The sequence below is a fragment of the Vibrio sp. 10N.261.55.F4 genome (assembly GCF_041470465.1).
Taxonomy (GTDB): Bacteria; Pseudomonadota; Gammaproteobacteria; order Enterobacterales; family Vibrionaceae; genus Vibrio; species Vibrio crassostreae_C.
This window is the reverse complement of the sequence record NZ_JBFRMM010000037.1, coordinates 76,711-94,771: the sequence shown is the minus strand read 5'-3', so window position 1 is coordinate 94,771 and position 18,061 is coordinate 76,711. Positions and strand designations below refer to the sequence as shown.

Below are 18,061 nucleotides of genomic sequence, written 5' to 3'. Positions count from 1 at the left end.
TACATTCACTGCCATGGTGACTTCTCCAATTGATTTTCCGGTATAGCGGTTTCCGACGTCTCGGAAAACCAAGTAGTTATCTCTAAGTTACTTTTAATAACGGCGTGATTGGCGAAACCTTTAGGAAAAAAACAACAAATTTAAAGAAATAGCGGTAAAACAGAAGAAAGCGTGACTGGTCGTAAAATTATCGAAAAAAGATGAGAAAATCGCTAAAGTTGCCGGGAAGTCAGTCGAGTGAGAAATTGTATTTTTATTCGCCAAAAAGCACCGGCCAAGCTGAAATGCTTTTATAAGATTGTAGGTAATTCATTAACCTAATAACGTTAAAGCTAGATTCGGCGCTTGCTTGGCTTGAGCGAGTATCGTTGTGCTCACTTGCTGCAGTATTTGTTGCTTGAGCATTTGAGTGGTTTCTTTGGCGTAGTCGGTATCTTTGATTCGACTGTTTGATGTCGCCAAATTCTCATGAACGTTTTCAAGATTGTTAATGGCATGATCAAAGCGGTTTTGCATTGCCCCTAATTCAGAGCGATGGCTATCGACATACTTCATCGCCGTATCCAAAATAGAGACGGCGCGCTGAGCACCACCCACATCCGTTACATTGATGTCATTAACTGACTCGTAATAGCCCGCTGACATCGAAAGCTCACTGGCTAATGAACCTGAAAAAGAGATGGTACCCGCGGTATCTTCACCTGACATATAAATCTGAAGTTGTCCGTCATCATTAACAGAAGCCGATAAGAGATCCGTTTGACCATTAATGTAAGTCGCCAACTCTTCGATATCATCGCCCGCTTTCGCGTTGATGGTGATCTCTTGTGGCTGACCAAAACGATCGGTAAACGACATCGTCATATCATTCTGGTTTGATTTCACTTCCCATGAATCACTGGCCATGCCATTAGCAACGTAGCTAAAGCCGCCCATGTTGATGTCATCAGTACGCATGCTTTTCAAACCAATCTGCACAGCTTCGCCCGAACTGCCGCCGATTTGAAACGAGGTGTGCCCAAAACTGCCGTTAAGGAGTTTTTTACCACCGAATGAAGTGGTTTCGGCAATTCGATTCAGCTCGTCATTTAACGCGGTGACTTCTTCTTGAATAGCGATTCGTTCCGATGAACTATTCGAGCCGTTACTCGCTTGTAGGGATAAGTCTCGCATGCGCTGCATGATATTAGTGGTTTCATTCATCGCCCCTTCTGCAGTCTGCATAATGGAGATACCGTCGTTAGCATTTCGAACAGCAACATCAATGCCACTCATCTGTGCTTCTAATCGATTTGAGATCTGTAAGCCAGCCGCATCGTCTTTTGCACTATTAATACGGCTCCCTGAAGCTAAGCGCTCCAAAGATTGGTTCAGCATGTTATTAGCGTTAGAGAGGTTTCTCTGAGCCACTAACGCCGAGACATTCGTATTGACAGTTATAGCCATAGACCTTCGCTTACAAAAAGATGAATAAAACTCACGATTGCTCTTATATCGACCAGTTCATATAAAGCTTTAATAAAAAAGGAGCCCTGAGGCTCCCTTTCTTTGCTGCAGATGAGGTGATTTACTTAATCGTTAATACACTCAACATGTCAGTTGAAGGTGCAAAGTAGTAAGCGCCAGTCACTGCTTTGGTAAAGCGAAGCAGTTGGTCTGTTTTGCCATCTGTTGCGCCGTACATGCTCTCTAACATCGCATCGAAGTTATGACGAACGTTACAATAAGCAATGAACAATAAGCCGTGGTCGCCCGTAGCAGTACCGTAAGGTAGACTGTGGCGAACAATCTTAAGCCCCTTGCCTTCTTCTTTGATATCCACACGGCCAACGTGAGACGCCGCAGGAACATCATCTAACTCAATTGAATCAGGTTTAGTTCGGCCAATCACTTTCTCTTGTGCCGACACATTCAAGCGATTCCAAGCTGGCAGATTGTGCACAAAACGCTGCACCATCACATAACTACCACCAGCGAATTCACCCTCAGGCACAATAGCAACTTCAGCACGTTGTGCGTCTTTCGGGTTTTCAGTGCCATCAACAAAGTCTGTCATGTCACGAGAGTCTAGGAAGCGGTAACCATAAGTTTCATCAACCACTTCAACATCAGCTGCTACTTCAGATAGCAATTTACGCAAGATAAAGAAGTGCAGATCATGTCGGTTTGAATGACAGTGAATCAGAACGTCAGACAGTGTGCTCGGTGCTGTGATATCACCTTCACCCAGCACAGGGAAGTCGATCAAATCAGCGGGCGCTGCTTGCTCGAACCTATCCCAAAAAGCTTTTGAGAACGCAACCGATGCCGTTAAGTTCGCATCAGGCTGAGTTTGGTTTAGTTCGTCGATTAGAGTCGGAAGCTTTTGAATTTCTGCTAGTACATTAGCAGTATTAGCGTTCACTTTAAGTTGAACGTAAAGCGCGAAAGGCCCAGCTTCAGGCAAAATAGCACTTTGAACGTTAGGCTGCTCATTTGAAACATTAAGCATAGATTATTCCTTCCAGTTTTAGCTTCTAAGTATAATTGTGAATGGGACAAATGTTTTGATGAGAATCAGTCTTCGAGCTCAACCACTTTAAAGCAATCCCTTGCAGCATGGCTATTGGTTAGATAAAGCGCTAACCACAGCAGCAACAATAGGGTGATGCCATTTGACCAACGGAACCATCCGTTATCCAAATAGATTAAATAAATCGTATGGGAGCCCTGTGCCAAGATAGCCATCATGGTAACCCAACGTCCCCATGACACGACTTTGTTAAGGCGCTTTCTATCTGGCGATCTTAGCCCAAATAACCACATCAGCAGCAAACTAGGCACACTCAACGCGATCCCGACATAAAACATCTGATGGTCTGGGTAGATTATCTCAAGAATATCGGTTCCCGATTCTCGGCTTGCGCCTGCAACAATGAAAACGACCAAGGCTTTCGCAAGAAACAACCAACCTAGCCAGAGCAAGATTGGAGCTTTCAAAAAGCCGTGCTTGTCGTATTGTTCTATGGAGTACCGCACAAATCTCACTTTCACTTATTTTCAAACCAACACTTTAACGCAAATCATTCATACTTAACTAGCTTTGCGTTATCTTAGTAGCCAATCCGTTTTAATTGTCGAACTCAGTATGAAAAACAAAACTAATACGCCCTCTGTTGAATCTCAACAGGAAGCACTGAAGATAGCCAAAGCGACTCAAAAGCCAGCTCAAACCAAAGAACAAACTAAACTGATTGCTCAGGGTATCGAGAAAGGCATCGCACTGTACAAGAAACAGCAAAAAGAACGCAGCCGCCAAGCCGATAAAGCGAAGAAGCGCGTACAGAAAGAAAAACAGACTCAACAAGCTAATCAACACCAAGAAGACACGATCGAAACAAGTGTTGAAACACCATCAAATCACGCCACTAAACTGCCGTGGTTACTACTGTTCGCAAGCTGGGTAGGCTTCGCGATTTATTTGATGAAATAACAGGATAAGCGTATGAAAAAGGAATTAATCGCTTTGGCTATGAGTAGCGTGTTACTCGGTTGCACGACACCGACATCAACGCCTCATAGCGAAGCTGCCAACGTGCAAATGGATTACCATGGCGTGATTAATATCGATAAATGTCAGTATAAAGGGGAAGTCACAGGCAGCGAAGGCCATTGGTACAACTACCTGTTTTACCCAAATGACACATTGATTCAAGGCGCCATGAATCAACTCAAGTCGAATACGATTGAGCTAGGCGCAGATACCGTGATATTCACACTTCCCCAAGATTTTTCCACATCCGTGACTATGCTGGGAACTGCCTATCTGTGTAAGTAAATAGAAACGTAATGGGGTAGCTCACAACTCATATTAGCGAGATGCTCCCTACTATTTCTATTCTAAAAAAAGAAAGCCAGCTTTCGCTGGCTTATGCACTAAATCCAAGGCTTGTTGCTATATCGCCTTTACGCTGGATAACCCATTGACTGTCAAATGGCCCCCAGTCGGATAACTGGTAATAGCCATCATTATGACGTCGCCCATCTTGAACAAACATAAGTTCGATACCGATCCCCGGTAACGCCTTGAGTACATCTTGAATAGTACGACGAGGCCACCCCGTTTTTTCGATGAGTTTAGGCACATTTGGCCTATCAAGGCTTTCCACTAACAATGCTAAATATAGCCGCCTTGCAAAAACAGGACTCAACTCCATTGACACCTCCTATATATGTGCAGCTCAATTATTTCTTTTTTCGCTGACAACATGTTGAGGCTGATCAATAAGTCTCCAATAGTGACATTTTCTTACGCTTTTTTTTCACTCTATGAAATATTCATCACTCTATTTTGTCTGAGTTGCTGCTTCCTGATAGGATTCAACTCATAACAATGAAATAAAATCACTCAAAGGAAGAATAATGACTATCACCATGTTTGGTATCCCAAATTGCGACACCATTAAAAAAGCAAAGAAATGGCTCGAAGCTGAAGGTATCGAGTTCGAATTTCACGATTATCGCAAACAAGGCATCACAGAAGAGCTAGTAACAAGCTTCTGCTCTGAGCTAGGTTGGGAGCTTGTGCTAAACAAACGTGGTACGACTTATCGCCAACTTTCTCAAGAACAGAAAGACACCCTAACAGAAGAAAAAGCGGTGACTTTGCTAGTTGAACAACCTGCCATGATCAAGCGCCCAATCTTAAAAGTTGAAGGTAAGCTTCACATCGGATTTAAAGCCGACCAATACGCGGCTATTTTTGCTTAGATCGTTGTATTTACATAGACAGACAACTGGACGTTGATCATTGAATCAGCTTCTAAAAATTAATGACTAGACGTTTTATTTAAACAAGGAATTCAAGGATGACAGATAGCCCAACTTTGGCTCTGGCAAAAGACCTAATCAGCCGTCAATCGGTAACACCAGAAGATGCAGGCTGCCAAGACCTGATGATTGAACGCTTAAAAGCACTCGGTTTTGAAATCGAAGTGATGGTATTTGAAGATACGACCAACTTCTGGGCTCGTCGTGGTACTGAAGCGCCTCTGTTTGCTTTTGCTGGTCACACTGATGTGGTACCTGCAGGCCCAATCGAACAGTGGAACACTAAACCATTCGAACCGACTATCGTAGACGGTTTCCTACATGGCCGTGGCGCTGCTGATATGAAAGGCTCTCTGGCTTCAATGATTGTTGCCGTCGAGCAGTTCATTGCCAAACACCCAGACCACACAGGCTCAATTGGTTTCCTGATCACTTCAGATGAGGAAGGTCCTTTCATCAACGGTACTGTACGTGTTGTTGAAGCATTAATGGCGCGCGGTGAAAACATCGATATGTGTATCGTTGGTGAACCATCGAGCACTGAGTTCGTGGGTGATGTCGTGAAGAACGGCCGTCGTGGCTCTATCACTGGCGACCTAACGATTAAAGGCACACAAGGTCATGTTGCCTACCCTCACCTAGCAAACAACCCAGTACACAGCTCTCTGCTTGCTATTAATGAGCTAGCAACAACTGAGTGGGATAAAGGTAATGATTACTTCCCACCAACCAGTTTCCAAATCCCAAATGTAAGCGCGGGCACAGGGGCTTCAAACGTTATCCCCGGTGAGTTCAATGTTCAGTTTAACCTGCGTTTTAGTACCGAGTTAAGCAACGACATCATCGTTGAACGAATCACAACTACGCTAGATAAGTACGACTTCGAATACGACCTTAAATGGACATTCAATGGTGACCCGTTCTTAACAGACGCAGGTTCACTGCTTGACGCTATTGTCGATGCAGTGGGTCACGTCAATGATGTGAAACCAGCACTGCTAACGACTGGCGGGACATCTGACGGACGCTTTATTGCACGCATGAAAGGGCAAGTCGTAGAACTAGGCCCTGTGAATGCAACTATTCACAAGGTTAACGAATGCGTGAAAGTGGCTGATTTAGAGAAGCTAACCGACATGTACGAAAAAACATTAGTGAACCTGTTCGCTAAATAGTTCTTTTATCAGCGATTCATAGCATCCAATTATTGAGAGACTAGTTATGACACCAGAGCAGCTTACCGGACAATCAGATTCTCATCTAGAGCCTAGCCTGATCGGCACCAAGACCTTCTTGGTCCACAGTGAGGTTAAGAATGACCTGAATAATTTGATTGAAGCTGCTCAGCTCGCTGGTTTTAAAATGGAGATTGCCAGTGGCTTTCGCGACTATGAAAGGCAATCTCTGATTTGGAACCGTAAGTTTTCTGGCGAAGCTCCGATATTAGATTCAGAAAGCCAACCTCTTGATGCTTCAAAACTGACCGAACAACAAAAGCTATCGGCTATCCTGAGATGGTCTGCGCTTCCCGGCGCGAGTCGTCATCATTGGGGTTGTGACTTCGATGTCTTTGCTCGTAACCACTTACCTGAAGGCATACATCTGCAATTAGAACCATGGGAATACCTTACTGGCCACCAGCAATCGTTTTACCAATGGCTATCAGTTCATGCTGCACAATTTGGTTTCTTCTTTCCTTACAGCCAAGATTTGGGTGGTGTGGCGATCGAACCATGGCATATCAGCCATCGCAAAGTATCGGAGTCGTGTTTATCACAGTTATCTCCGACTTTACTTGGCAAGCAACTCCAATCTAAGCCAATATTAGGGTATGAGATTATTATGGAGCAGCTAGACGAGATCTACGCACGCTTCGTAGCGAACATCAGCCATTAGGAGCGCTTATGTTAGAGTGGCTTACAAACCCTTGGGTTATCATCATCATCGTAGTTAGCGTTGTGGTGGGTAACATCGCAGCGCTCAAACAGACCGCAAATATGGATCTGACGGGTCGTGGTAAAACAGAGCGAGACTTAGATAAGCTCAATCGCTTGGATAAACAGAATCAAGAGAAAGCTGAAAAAGAAGAATCCAAAGACAGTAAAGACGCATAGCTTTTTTCTTTGGCTAATCCGCTTGATTGACCAATGCAGCCTGATGACAACGAATACAATAAAAAAGAGGACACAGTGTGTCCTCTTTTTTATTTGCTTTTGCTAATCACAAGGCTGATTTAACTCAGCTTGTGACGGCTTGAATGACTACTCAGCTTTCGCTTCTTTGTCATCTTTGGTTTGGTCAGCAATATGCGCTAATACCGGAACCATAGACTTAAGCAGCTCTTCTTCTACTGGCTTACCTGATGCATCCGTTACGTTGATTGACGTACGGTTGCCAAGGTCACCAAATAGGAAGTTGTAAGTGCCTGGCGCTAAGTCGATAGGCTGTAGGCCAATTTCTTCCCAGAACTCATCATCTGGTGCTGCGTACTTCGCCTTCACCGTACCCTGAGATTGATTGCGTTCTTCAAGCTCAAAGCCCATTTCAGGCAACAAGTTAGGCAGACGCTGCCAGAATACATTGTATGGCGTACGAGCAATAATCACAGGGAAACCACTGCGGTCAGCACCCATTGAAATTGGAATACGCTTCACCAACTCTTGCGCTTTCAGCGCCGCTTCAGCACGAAGGTTTTCATCGTACTTAGCCATAACTAGGTTGGTCAGGAACGCGTTGTAACGCTCTTTATTGGTTGCCGTTACTGTTTTCTCTTCAGTACCTTCACGCCAATCAATCAGATTAATCTTGAAGCCATGACGGTTGTTTGCTTGGAAGCGAGAGATAGAGTAACGACTACCAATCTCTACGTCTTCATCTTCAGAAACCCAAGTTACCCAATCGGTCTCAATCTCACTCTCTGATTGCTCACGAATACCAATACCACGTTGAGCCAGCATATCTACAGCCGTTTGCCACACGCGGTCTGCCTCTTCTGCGCGAAGAAGCCATAGTGTCACTTCACCGTTTTGACGCTCAGCACGAGCACCCGGGATCAGTTCAAGAACCTGTTGCGGTGGACGAATATCCACTTCACGACCAGTACCACCACTGAATTCACCGCTTGGGATGTCAAAATTTGGGTAGAACTGAGGCTGAGCATCTACAGGCAATTGCCATTGTGAAAACTCAGGTGTTTCTAAGTATTCGAAATCATCTTTGGCTTGGCGACGTTGAGTCGGGTTGCCAGAACATGCTGTAAGAACGAAAACAGCCAGTGACCCAATCACTAGCTGGTGAGAATACTTCATTTATACTCCTAAATGCCGAAGGTTCGCTTCGGCATCACTTCATACGTTTTAGTAAATGCACGCTTCAGTCATTGCTTGAGCAACAACAGGTTGAGCTGGCTCTGACAGTTCAGTCAGCGGTAGACGTAAGCCACCTTCAGCAATCAGACCCATTTTATGAACCGCCCATTTTACGGGAATAGGGTTAGACTCAACGAACAAATTCTTATGTAGAGGCATCAAACGCTCATTGATCGCTTCCGCTTCTTCAAACTTACCTTCTTTTGCTAGCTTGAACATGGTTGCCATATCAGCGGCTGCAACATTGTTCGTTACAGAGATGACGCCATCGCCACCACGCTTAACAAATTCTAGGCCTGTTAAGTCATCACCACTTAGTAAGATAAAGTCTTCGCCACAAAGTTCACGGTGAATTGCAATTCTGTCGAGATCACCCGTCGCATCTTTCAGTGCAACGATGTTTTCGATCTCAGCAAGACGAGCAACCGTTTCTGGCAACAAGTCTACCGCAGTACGACCTGGAACATTGTATAGAATTTGTGGAACGTCACTGACTTCAGCAATCGCTTTGTAGTGTTGGTACAAACCTTCTTGAGTCGGTTTGTTGTAGTAAGGCGTTACGCTCAGGCAACCAGCAATACCAGAACCATTCAACAAACGGCTGAATAGAACAGATTCATGAGTTGCATTTGCACCTGTACCAGCGATAACGGGAATACGACCATCAGCAAATTCAACGATCTTGTTGACGACTTTGACATGCTCTTCAATAGTGAGTGTTGAAGACTCACCTGTTGTGCCAACCGCAACCAGACCATCACTACCTGCAGCAATATGGTGCTCAACTAACTTTTTAAGGCTGTCGAAATCCACTTCACCATCTGTATTAAATGGCGTAACTAGCGCAACGATACTTCCTGAAAACATGTCTATCTCCCTTAATTTATTCTTTTTGCATGTTACTGTAAGCCAATCAATAAACACAAGACATTAAAGTGGCTTACCGGCAACATCTGCATTAAATATTGTCGTATGTTTGAGGTAAAACGACTTCTAACGGCGTTCTACCTAGAATTTGGGTAACCTGCACTCAATCTAGCGGATAGCACATCACTGGATGTAAGTAACAAGTAAGCTGTGCTCTCATCGCTCTATCTCATTTTTTAACGCGCTCGATATTCTTATCATTGGTTGCATGTTCGAAGCAAGGTCGCACATAAAAAGCCCCGCACGCACGCTTATTCCACGAGCTAACTGTGCTAACATGCATGAATCAATGGAATATAAAGAGACGTGATTTTATGACTCAACATCTAGTAATCACAGCTGTGGGCACTGATCGCCCAGGTGTATGCAACCAAGTGGTTCATTTAGTCACCCAATCAGGCTGTAACATTATTGATAGCCGTATCGCCCTGTTTGGCGAAGAATTTACGCTTATCATGCTGCTGTCTGGAAAGGCAAACAACATTACCCGCGTTGAAACCACCTTGCCCTTGCTTGGACAAGAGCACGACTTGATTACGATTATGAAGCGAACCTCAACTCATGATGTTATTGAGAACTCTTACACAGTAGAGGTGTTCGTTGAGTCAGACGATAAAATCGGACTTACTGAGCAGTTTACCCAGTTCTTCGCAGACCGAAACATCGGCCTCGATTCGTTAAGTGCACGAACCATCAATAAATCTAAGGTTCAACTCGACAACGACCAATTCCATATCTCTATTACCGCTTCTGTGCAATCAGAATGTAACTTGATGCAGCTACAAGAAGAATTCGATTCGCTGTGTCAGAGCCTATCAGTCCAAGGCTCGCTCAACTTTATCAAAAACAGTCTTTAAAAAGGAAATGTCATGAATACGCTAACGGCTGGTGTTCCAGCACCTGCTTTTTCTCTTCCAGATCAAGATGGCAATATCGTATCTCTTGGTGACTTCAAAGGTAAAAAAGTACTTTTCTATTTTTACCCTAAAGCAATGACTCCAGGTTGTATTGTGCAAGCGGAAGGCCTGCGTGATATCAAAACACAGCTTGATGACCTAAACGTGGTTGTTCTAGGTGTGAGTGTTGACCCAGTAAAACGTCTACCAAACTTCGTTGAGAAGAAATCTCTAAACTTCACCCTGCTATCTGATGAAGACCACAGCGTTGCTGAACAGTTTGGCGTTTGGGGCGAGAAAAAATTCATGGGTAAAATCTACGACGGTCTGCACCGTATTAGCTTCCTAATTGATGAAGAAGGTCAGATTGAACATGTCTTCAACAAGTTCAAGACTAAGACTCACCACGAAGTGGTTCTAGATTACTTCAATCAAGAAGCTTAAGGGCGATTTGAGTGAGTTAATGACTTAGATTCATCACTTTCTAAGGCAATAGCAACACTCATTAAGCTAATTATTAAGCTAATTATTAAGCTAAGAGCAAAAAGGCCGAACATCATGGATGTTCGGCCTTTTTCTATAACAAGATCAATTACTTTTGATGTTCGGGGTCATCGTCTAATGCGTGACTCGGTAAGGCATTCCAAACCGCCTTAACTAACGTTGCCAACGGGATAGCAAAGAACACGCCCCAGAATCCCCACAGTCCACCAAACACTAACACGGCAACAATAATGGCCACTGGGTGCAGGTTCACCGCTTCAGAGAAAAGAACAGGAACGAGCACGTTACCATCTAGCGCTTGGATAATACCGTAAGCGAGAAGCAACCAGTAAAACTGAGGTTCTAATCCCCACTGGAACAAACCGACAATCGCGACAGGAACGGTCACAGCCGCCGCACCGATATAAGGAATCAGTACCGAGAAGCCAACCGCGACAGCCAGCAGAGCTGAATAACGTAAATCTAGAATCGCAAAGGTCACGTAGCTGACACCACCGACGATCAAGATCTCAAGGACCTTGCCGCGAATATAGTTCGAGATTTGTTGGTTCATCTCAACCCAAACCTTGGTCGCTAGACGACGGTTTTTAGGCAACACGCCACTCGCCATGCTGATCATCTCTTCTTTATCTTTTAATAAGAAGAAGATCAGCAGCGGCACAAGAATCAAGTAAACCGCAAGCGTAGCCAAGCTCACAAGAGAAGCCAAAGAACCTTTAACAACACTTTCACCAAAGCCTAATGCTTTGTTTTTCGCGTTAGACACAATCGATTCAACGATCTGCAAGTTTGCTAACTCAGGATAGCGCTCAGGAATCGTCGCGATGAACTTCTGTAAGCCGCCATACATACTTGGAATATCATTGATGAGGTTACCCACTTGCTCCCAAATGGTAGGCACTAAACCAAACAGCGCCAGCAACATCAGGCTAAAGAACATCATGATCACCAACATCACCGAAGGCGTTCTTGGAACACCGAGTCTTTGAAGTTGGGTAACAGGCCACTCAAGCAAATAAGCCAACACAATTGCAACCAAGAGTGGCGCAATTAGGTGACCAAAGAAGTAGATCGTAATAAAGCCGAAGAGAATGATGGCAACCAAACTGACAGCATGGGGATCAGAGAAACGTCGTTTATACCAACGATTGACCATTTCAAGCATCTGACTGCAATTCCTTTTTAGTGACGAGGAGATGATGGTAATTAGAGCAAACCTCAGTGATGACGTCATAGGCTTGCTTAGACAAATAAGTAACAATATCTTTCATCGAACTGTTATCAGACACATAAATTGACAATGACTGCCCTACTTCTAACTTTACACTGTGACGCTTGGCTAATAATAGCGCCATTGGACAGCGCTCTTGGCGTAAATCTAGAATATTAGGTGTCATTCTTGAGCTCGATGCTTATTATAAGGGTCGTATTGTAATCTGTTTTTGAAAACGCGCCATCATTCATTCATCCTCCTTCATGATAGCGCACGCACTTGGCAAAGGTTAAATCAGATAAAGAACCAATTTCCATTGCACTTGTCTTACTGTCAGAAGAAACGGAGTATTACTGACTAATATGTTTAAACGCGCTCGCTCAATTGCTTGCTTATGCATCGCAGCTACATTAAGCACCCCAACTATGGCGAATACCAATAGTTTGGAGCTACCAGATATCGGTACCGCTGCTGGCGGCACACTCACTATCGACCAAGAGCTTATCTATGGTGATGCCTACATGCGCATCATCAGAAGTAGCCAGCCTATCGTAAACGACCCAGTTCTAAATCTATATATTGATACTCTTGGCCATCGTCTGGTCGCGAACGCAAATGATGTAAAGACACCTTTCCAGTTCTTTATGATCCGTGACCGCAACATCAACGCCTTTGCTTTCTTTGGTGGTTATGTTGCTTTGCACTCAGGTCTATTCCTGCATGCACAATCTGAAAGTGAATTAGCTTCTGTATTAGCGCACGAAATCGCGCACGTAACCCAACGTCACTTAGCGCGTAGTATGGAAGACCAAGCGCGCCGCTCTCCAGCAACCATTGCAGCGCTAGCAGCCTCTGTATTACTGGCAATTGCAGCTCCTGAAGCCGGCATTGCAGCCCTAACGGCAACGACTGCGGGTAATATGCAAAGCCAAATCAACTACACCCGTAGTAATGAAAAAGAAGCCGACCGCTTTGGTATCAACACGCTAGCAAAAGCTGGGTTTGATGTGAATGCGATGCCACGTTTCTTTGGCCGTTTAGCTGATGAATATCGCTATGCGAGCACACCACCGCCAATGCTACTGACTCACCCATTACCAGAAGACCGAATTACCGATTCACGTGCTCGTGCTCGTAGTTACCCGCCACTGAAACTGGCTCCCTCTCTGGACTACCACCTAGCAAGAGCCCGCATTGTTGCGCGCTATGCTGGCATTAATAATGATGCTGCTCTTGATTGGTTTGAGCGTCAGCTAAAGAAAGCCCCTAAAGCTTTGGTTCCGTCATTAGAATATGGCCAAGCACTGGTTTACCTAGACTCTAAAAAATTAGACAAAGCAGAGCCCATCCTGAACAAGCTGATTAACAGCGATCCAACCAACCTGTTTTATCTAGATGCTATTTCGGATCTGCACATCGAGAAGAAGCAGCCTGAGATTGCGATTAAAGAACTTAAATCGGCACTGGTTCGTCAACCAAACAACCCGGTTCTGACCATTAACTACGCCAACGCACTGATTGAAAATGAAGATCTTCAAGAAGCGGTTCGCGTATTGCAGCGTTACACGCACGATAACCCGAATGACACCAATGGCTGGCACTTACTTTCAAAAGTAAATACGAGCCTTGGTAATAGCGACGAAGAACTGGCTGCTCGTGCAGAAATTTTGGCACTGCAAGCCAACTGGAACAAAGCGATTCAGTACTACACGCAAGCAAGCCAAATCGCAGAATTAGGAAGCCTAAAACAAGCACGCTACGACGCTCGAATTGATCAGCTAATGATTCAACGAGAGCGCTTCTTGTCGCTACAATAGAGTGTTTACTGGTAACGCTCGTTGCCAGTATAAAAAGAAAGCTCAACGTTACACAAAAAAAAGAAGTCACCTATGGTGGCTTCAGCTAAACAATTAAATCAAAAATAATAATGAGGAAGAACCATGTCTGTCGTGATTTATCATAACCCACGCTGCTCAAAGAGCCGTCAAACTCTAGAAGTGCTTCAGGAAAACGGCGTACAGCCAGAGGTAATCAAATACCTAGAGACTCCGTTAACAGTTGAACAGCTGAAAGTACTGTTCACTCAGCTTGGTTTTGACAGTGTTCGCGACATGATGCGCACCAAAGAAGCGGACTACAAAGAAGCAAACCTTGGTGATGCTTCAGTCACTGATGAAGATCTTTTCGCCGCGATGGCAACCAATCCAAAACTGTTTGAGCGCCCAGTCGTTGTCGCGAACAACAAAGCAAAAATTGGTCGTCCACCAGAGCAAGTGCTAGAGATTCTGTAATCCAATATGAGCATTAACATTCTTGTTCTTTACTACAGCCGCCACGGCAACACACAAGCTCTAGCAAGGCAGATTGCACGAGGGGTTGAGTCTATCCCAAACTGTGAAGCCATGTTAAGAACGGTGAACGACGTGTACACGGTAGAAGAGCAGCCTGATTCACGCTATCAACCAACCGATCCTATTGCCTCGTTACAAGAGCTTCGATCTTGTGATGGTTTGGCGCTAGGCAGTCCGGTTTGGTTTGGTAACATGGCCGGGCCAATGAAGCACTTTTGGGATAGCACGACATCAATGTGGATCAATGGTGATCTCATCGATAAGCCAGGTTGTGTATTTACCTCTTCTTCATCATTGCATGGTGGTCAAGAGACAACACAACAAAACATGATGTTGCCCCTGCTTCATCACGGCATGTTAGTCGTGGGCATCCCCTACTCAGAACCGGCGCTGCACACCACTCAAACTGGTGGTACGCCTTATGGTGCAAGCAGTACTGGAGAGAGCGCTTCACTTAGCAAAGAAGAGATTGAGTTGGCGCAAAACCTAGGTAAACGTCTAGCGCGCATCGCGTTAAACCAGAAGGGAATTTCTCAATGATGTATATGCCAGAGAAGGCTATGTCTCCCAAAACCAAGCTATTTCGCTACCTTGCTTTAGCGGGCAACTTGTCACTTTTATTCTGGGTGGTGGCTTGGCAGATGACGCTTTCACCGCACCCTCATCTCAGTAATGTCACACTGGCGATTGCTTGGGCTATCCCACTGTTGCTGCCATTACCGGGTATTTTAGCAGGTAAGCCTTATACGCACGCTTGGGCAAATTTCGTTTTGATGCTCTATTTCCTACACGCATTAACTATCTTGTATGTAGACGATGGTGAACGTTTATTAGCGGCTGTAGAACTGCTTCTGACGACTCTAGGTTTCGCGGGCAATATCTTATTTACTCGCTTTAGAGCCAAAGAGTTAGGCATCAAGTTGAAGCGTCTTTCTGAAGTAGAAAAGAGAGAAAAAGCTAAGTTCGAGCAATAATATTGAGCCCATGCTTTTAAACTGACCGCTTACAAACAAAAAGCCCTGCGAGATTGCTCTTGCAGGGCTTTTTTCAAGTTTTCATTTCAATCAGTCATGTCAGCTGACAATTATGAGCGAACCCACTCGTATACCAAGCTTGGCTTAGCATGTACTGGCGCAGTGATGGTTAGATCTTCTGTACTAGAATCCTCTAACGTTGCGTCAGGCGTATTCGTTAGCTCAGCATCCTCAGATACCTCGTTGCCCTTAATCACTTGTACGCCTGAGTCAGTTTCGTCACCAACGACTTCAGCAGCGTCTGTTGAATCATCACCTACAGACATTGTGTTGTCTTGAGTTTCAAATTCAGGGCTCACTTCAGGCTCAATGTAAGATTCTTCAACCTTCGCAACTTGGCGAATACTTGCTACTTCTTGCTCAAACTCTTGTTGAGTCGACAATAAGTGAATTCGGAAAGTGACTTCGTTGTTCTGAATCTTCAGAATATCTAGGCTTGCCACCGAGTTTAGACGCTTAAGTGCGTTCTCTAACTGGAAGAAGTCTTGAGCATTATTCAGGCTAATAAACTGCGTTAAAATCGATTCTGATGACTCACTCGCTACCGTCACAGCACTTTTGCCTGCGTAGTAGTTACTGATTTGGTCAACTAACTTCTTAGAAGTCGTGTCGCTGTTACCCGATAGTGAACCACTTACAGGCGATGTTGGTGCACTCGTCAATTGACTTGGCTTTTGATCGTATAGAGCCCAACGTAGGCCTGAAGATTGAGCCTTTATCACCAACACAGCATCAACAGGATAACGCTGACTCGCTTTACTGATTGGCGTAACAAAGCTACCCCACAAATCAGAAGTCGCAATACCCGTAATATCGTCAAAGTCACCCACAGGCAGCGTTAGAGGCAAGCCACGCTCTTTTGCGTTCGCTTGTAAGCTAGCTGCTAACTGTGAGTTAGAGTGTTCCCATACGATGTTCTTGTCGTAGTTGTCCTCTTCCACAAGCCAAACAAGGATGTTTGAACGCGTGTCAGGCCAGTAAGGTAACTGTGCTTGAGTCAACAGAGAACGGATTTGAGCACCGTTAAAACGCATACGCAATGTTGATTGGTCATTGCTTTCGCCAAAACTCATTTGAGACATGTACTGCGAACTCTTGCGCATCGCCTTTTGAATCGTCTCATTCGAAGCGACATCAGTTTGGCCAGTCGCACGTATCAATACCTGCTCCATACCTGTATTTCTTGCCACTTGTTCTGGCTGTTTGTCTTCAGCGTTAATCGCAACTTCAGCACTAAAAATATCTACTTGAGTTAAGGCATAACTCGGAGAGGCTAATAGTCCCATCAACAACAATGCTATGTAGCGCATACTGATCCTAATATTCAAATCTTGTGCCTAGATGATAAGCAACTATGGATTGAGGGGCAAGGTCGATAGCGCCCACTGTGTTTAATAACCACAAAATATCACCTGGCCATGATAAATCGCTCACTTATAAACTGAATTTCTAGGGCTTAGATGGATATAAAACATCACTAAGATAAATAAATTTGATCTATTTGGTGTAGCAATCGATTGCCAAGTGATAGAATCCCGCGAATTTTATTTTTCGCTTTTCATATAACGACCATTTTTAAGGACATAACATGAAAAATGCTCTGCAAGGTGCGCAAATGCTGTTTGTAGCATTTGGTGCGCTTGTATTAGTGCCGCTACTGACTGGACTCGATCCCAACGTTGCACTGTTTGGCGCAGGTATCGGTACCCTTTTATTCCAACTTATTACACGCCGTTCAGTGCCAATCTTCTTAGCATCTTCTTTTGCTTTCATCGCGCCTATCATGTTTGGTATTCAAACTTGGGGTGTTGGTGCAACCATGGGCGGCTTGATGGCGGCGGGTGTTGTGTATGTACTAATGGGCGCGTTAATTAAAGTTCGTGGCGTTGGCTTCATCCATAAACTGCTTCCACCAGTCGTTGTTGGCCCTGTGATCATGGTTATCGGTTTAGGTCTTGCACCTGTTGCAGTTAACATGGCGCTAGGTAAGACAGGCGATGGTGCGGTTCAGCTTGTTGATGCAGACGCTGCCCTGTGGATCTCTTCAATTTCACTGTTAGTGACGATTGTCATCAGTGTGTTTTCAAAAGGCTTCCTTAAGCTACTGCCAATCTTCGGTGGTATTGTTGCGGGTTACATCACCAGCTTGGTATACGGCGCGGTAGACTTCACTCCAGTAGCGCAAGCATCTTGGTTAGCACTGCCAAACTTCACAACGCCAGAGTTCAACATCAACGCTATCTTTTTTATGGTATTTGTCGCGATTGCACCTGCCGTTGAACACGTAGGTGATATGCTTGCGATATCTAACGTGACCGGTAAAGACTACCTTAAAAAACCAGGTTTACACCGCACTATTACTGGCGACGGTGTGGCAACAATTGCCGCTTCAATGCTGGGCGCGCCGCCAAACACTACGTACAGTGAAGTAACAGGCGCAGTAATGCTTACCAAAGCATTCAACCCTGTGATCATGACTTGGGCTGCAGTCACAGCCATCGTTCTTGCATTGGTTGGCAAGCTAGGCGCACTACTTCAAACGATTCCGGTTCCTGTAATGGGCGGAATCATGATTCTACTGTTTGGCTCTATCGCAACAGTGGGTCTTAACACGCTAATCAAAAACAATGTTGACCTACACAAATCACGTAACCTTGTGATTGTGGGCATTACTTTAGTCTTTGGTATTGGCGGCATGGCCTTTGGTATCGGTGACTTTAGCCTACAGGGCGTAAGCTTGTGCGGTATCGTTGCGATTCTACTTAACCTAGTACTTCCAGAAGAGCTAGGTGACAACACTGTGGTAGATAAAGCTCAAATCGATTAATGAGTCGGTAAGGCTAGATTCCAAAGAATCACAAACCAACAAGATCAAAAAAGGGAGAGCATTGAATGCTCTCCCTTTTTACTAATACGGCTAATTCAGCGAGTTAAGGAACTGTTTAGAGTCACTTAAGCT

22 protein-coding genes are annotated in these 18,061 nt (G+C 44.7%); 13 read left to right on the top strand and 9 right to left on the bottom strand.

All coding sequences use genetic code 11. The features are described 5' to 3' along the window. Positions 1 to 312: 312 nt before the first annotated feature. From AB4249_RS17835 to AB4249_RS17825, 3 genes are all read right to left on the bottom strand, one after another. The gene (locus tag AB4249_RS17835) at positions 313 to 1,446 is read right to left on the bottom strand and encodes a flagellin (RefSeq protein ID WP_017063389.1); all 1,134 of its coding nucleotides are present in this window, start codon (positions 1,444 to 1,446) and stop codon (positions 313 to 315) included. A gap of 121 nt (positions 1,447 to 1,567) precedes the next feature. Beyond that, positions 1,568 to 2,491, bottom strand: a complete 924-nt coding sequence (locus tag AB4249_RS17830; RefSeq protein ID WP_102394434.1) for a Dyp-type peroxidase — start codon at positions 2,489 to 2,491, stop codon at positions 1,568 to 1,570. Positions 2,492 to 2,556: 65 nt separating this feature from the next. Continuing rightward, positions 2,557 to 3,018 carry a DUF2919 domain-containing protein gene (locus AB4249_RS17825; RefSeq protein WP_017060696.1) on the bottom strand — a complete coding sequence of 154 codons (462 nt, stop codon included), beginning with the start codon at positions 3,016 to 3,018 and terminating at the stop codon, positions 2,557 to 2,559. Positions 3,019 to 3,127: 109 nt separating this feature from the next. Here AB4249_RS17825 and AB4249_RS17820 point away from each other — a divergent pair, with 109 nt between their 5' ends. Together AB4249_RS17820 and AB4249_RS17815 are read left to right on the top strand one after the other, a co-directional pair. Further along, positions 3,128 to 3,472 (top strand): DUF2956 domain-containing protein, encoded by a 345-nt coding sequence (locus AB4249_RS17820; protein WP_065585043.1) that lies wholly within the window; start codon positions 3,128 to 3,130, stop codon positions 3,470 to 3,472. A 12-nt stretch (positions 3,473 to 3,484) separates the two neighbouring features. Next, positions 3,485 to 3,817, top strand: coding sequence for a DUF4156 domain-containing protein (locus AB4249_RS17815; protein ID WP_065585044.1), 333 nt, complete (start codon positions 3,485 to 3,487; stop codon positions 3,815 to 3,817). 91 nt (positions 3,818 to 3,908) lie between these two features. Here AB4249_RS17815 and AB4249_RS17810 read toward each other — a convergent pair whose 3' ends face one another. Then, positions 3,909 to 4,196, bottom strand: coding sequence for a helix-turn-helix domain-containing protein (locus tag AB4249_RS17810; RefSeq protein WP_004734273.1), 288 nt, complete (start codon positions 4,194 to 4,196; stop codon positions 3,909 to 3,911). Between the two features lie 205 nt (positions 4,197 to 4,401). Here AB4249_RS17810 and AB4249_RS17805 point away from each other — a divergent pair, with 205 nt between their 5' ends. The 4 genes from AB4249_RS17805 (at position 4,402) to AB4249_RS17790 (ending at position 6,923) form a co-directional block, all read left to right on the top strand. Continuing rightward, positions 4,402 to 4,749 (top strand): ArsC family reductase, encoded by a 348-nt coding sequence (locus tag AB4249_RS17805; protein WP_017060699.1) that lies wholly within the window; start codon positions 4,402 to 4,404, stop codon positions 4,747 to 4,749. 98 nt (positions 4,750 to 4,847) lie between these two features. Next, positions 4,848 to 5,984 (top strand): succinyl-diaminopimelate desuccinylase, encoded by a 1,137-nt coding sequence (gene dapE, locus AB4249_RS17800; protein ID WP_372099685.1) that lies wholly within the window; start codon positions 4,848 to 4,850, stop codon positions 5,982 to 5,984. A 46-nt stretch (positions 5,985 to 6,030) separates the two neighbouring features. Next, a complete protein-coding gene (locus AB4249_RS17795; protein ID WP_372104181.1) occupies positions 6,031 to 6,705 on the top strand; it encodes a M15 family metallopeptidase in 675 nt (224 codons plus the stop codon). Between the two features lie 8 nt (positions 6,706 to 6,713). Then, positions 6,714 to 6,923 (top strand): DUF2897 family protein, encoded by a 210-nt coding sequence (locus AB4249_RS17790; protein ID WP_146492475.1) that lies wholly within the window; start codon positions 6,714 to 6,716, stop codon positions 6,921 to 6,923. A 147-nt stretch (positions 6,924 to 7,070) separates the two neighbouring features. Here the strand turns inward: AB4249_RS17790 and bamC are convergent, their stop codons facing one another. Beyond that, the gene (gene bamC / locus AB4249_RS17785) at positions 7,071 to 8,117 is read right to left on the bottom strand and encodes an outer membrane protein assembly factor BamC (RefSeq protein ID WP_372104179.1); all 1,047 of its coding nucleotides are present in this window, start codon (positions 8,115 to 8,117) and stop codon (positions 7,071 to 7,073) included. Positions 8,118 to 8,165: 48 nt separating this feature from the next. After that, a complete protein-coding gene (gene dapA, locus AB4249_RS17780; protein WP_017060704.1) occupies positions 8,166 to 9,044 on the bottom strand; it encodes a 4-hydroxy-tetrahydrodipicolinate synthase in 879 nt (292 codons plus the stop codon). Between the two features lie 374 nt (positions 9,045 to 9,418). On the opposite strand from dapA, the gene AB4249_RS17775 reads away from it, so the two are divergent. Together AB4249_RS17775 and bcp are read left to right on the top strand one after the other, a co-directional pair. Beyond that, entirely contained in the window at positions 9,419 to 9,961 is a 543-nt protein-coding gene (locus tag AB4249_RS17775; RefSeq protein ID WP_017060705.1) for a glycine cleavage system protein R, read from the top strand. A gap of 12 nt (positions 9,962 to 9,973) precedes the next feature. Then, positions 9,974 to 10,444, top strand: a complete 471-nt coding sequence (gene bcp, locus AB4249_RS17770; protein WP_017060706.1) for a thioredoxin-dependent thiol peroxidase — start codon at positions 9,974 to 9,976, stop codon at positions 10,442 to 10,444. A gap of 148 nt (positions 10,445 to 10,592) precedes the next feature. On the opposite strand, the gene AB4249_RS17765 is transcribed toward bcp, so the two are convergent. Then, a complete protein-coding gene (locus AB4249_RS17765) occupies positions 10,593 to 11,669 on the bottom strand; it encodes an AI-2E family transporter (RefSeq protein ID WP_017060708.1) in 1,077 nt (358 codons plus the stop codon). Further along, the gene (locus AB4249_RS17760) at positions 11,662 to 11,901 is read right to left on the bottom strand and encodes a sulfurtransferase TusA family protein (RefSeq protein ID WP_017060709.1); all 240 of its coding nucleotides are present in this window, start codon (positions 11,899 to 11,901) and stop codon (positions 11,662 to 11,664) included. Before AB4249_RS17760 ends, AB4249_RS17765 begins: the two co-directional genes overlap by 8 nt. A gap of 178 nt (positions 11,902 to 12,079) precedes the next feature. Between AB4249_RS17760 and AB4249_RS17755 the strand changes: the two genes are divergently transcribed. The 4 genes from AB4249_RS17755 (at position 12,080) to AB4249_RS17740 (ending at position 15,042) form a co-directional block, all read left to right on the top strand. Continuing rightward, positions 12,080 to 13,534 (top strand): M48 family metallopeptidase, encoded by a 1,455-nt coding sequence (locus tag AB4249_RS17755; RefSeq protein WP_017060710.1) that lies wholly within the window; start codon positions 12,080 to 12,082, stop codon positions 13,532 to 13,534. Between the two features lie 123 nt (positions 13,535 to 13,657). Next, positions 13,658 to 14,008: an arsenate reductase (glutaredoxin) gene (arsC, locus tag AB4249_RS17750; RefSeq protein WP_017060711.1), complete on the top strand. Its 351-nt coding sequence runs from the start codon at positions 13,658 to 13,660 to the stop codon at positions 14,006 to 14,008. Positions 14,009 to 14,014: 6 nt separating this feature from the next. Beyond that, entirely contained in the window at positions 14,015 to 14,608 is a 594-nt protein-coding gene (wrbA, locus tag AB4249_RS17745) for an NAD(P)H:quinone oxidoreductase (RefSeq protein WP_372104176.1), read from the top strand. Next, positions 14,605 to 15,042 carry a DUF2069 domain-containing protein gene (locus AB4249_RS17740; RefSeq protein WP_017060713.1) on the top strand — a complete coding sequence of 146 codons (438 nt, stop codon included), beginning with the start codon at positions 14,605 to 14,607 and terminating at the stop codon, positions 15,040 to 15,042. Before wrbA ends, AB4249_RS17740 begins: the two co-directional genes overlap by 4 nt. A gap of 110 nt (positions 15,043 to 15,152) precedes the next feature. On the opposite strand, the gene AB4249_RS17735 is transcribed toward AB4249_RS17740, so the two are convergent. Beyond that, a complete protein-coding gene (locus tag AB4249_RS17735) occupies positions 15,153 to 16,412 on the bottom strand; it encodes a DUF2066 domain-containing protein (protein ID WP_017060714.1) in 1,260 nt (419 codons plus the stop codon). A 278-nt stretch (positions 16,413 to 16,690) separates the two neighbouring features. Between AB4249_RS17735 and AB4249_RS17730 the strand changes: the two genes are divergently transcribed. Beyond that, positions 16,691 to 17,929 carry a uracil-xanthine permease family protein gene (locus AB4249_RS17730; RefSeq protein WP_017060715.1) on the top strand — a complete coding sequence of 413 codons (1,239 nt, stop codon included), beginning with the start codon at positions 16,691 to 16,693 and terminating at the stop codon, positions 17,927 to 17,929. Positions 17,930 to 18,061: the final 132 nt, after the last annotated feature.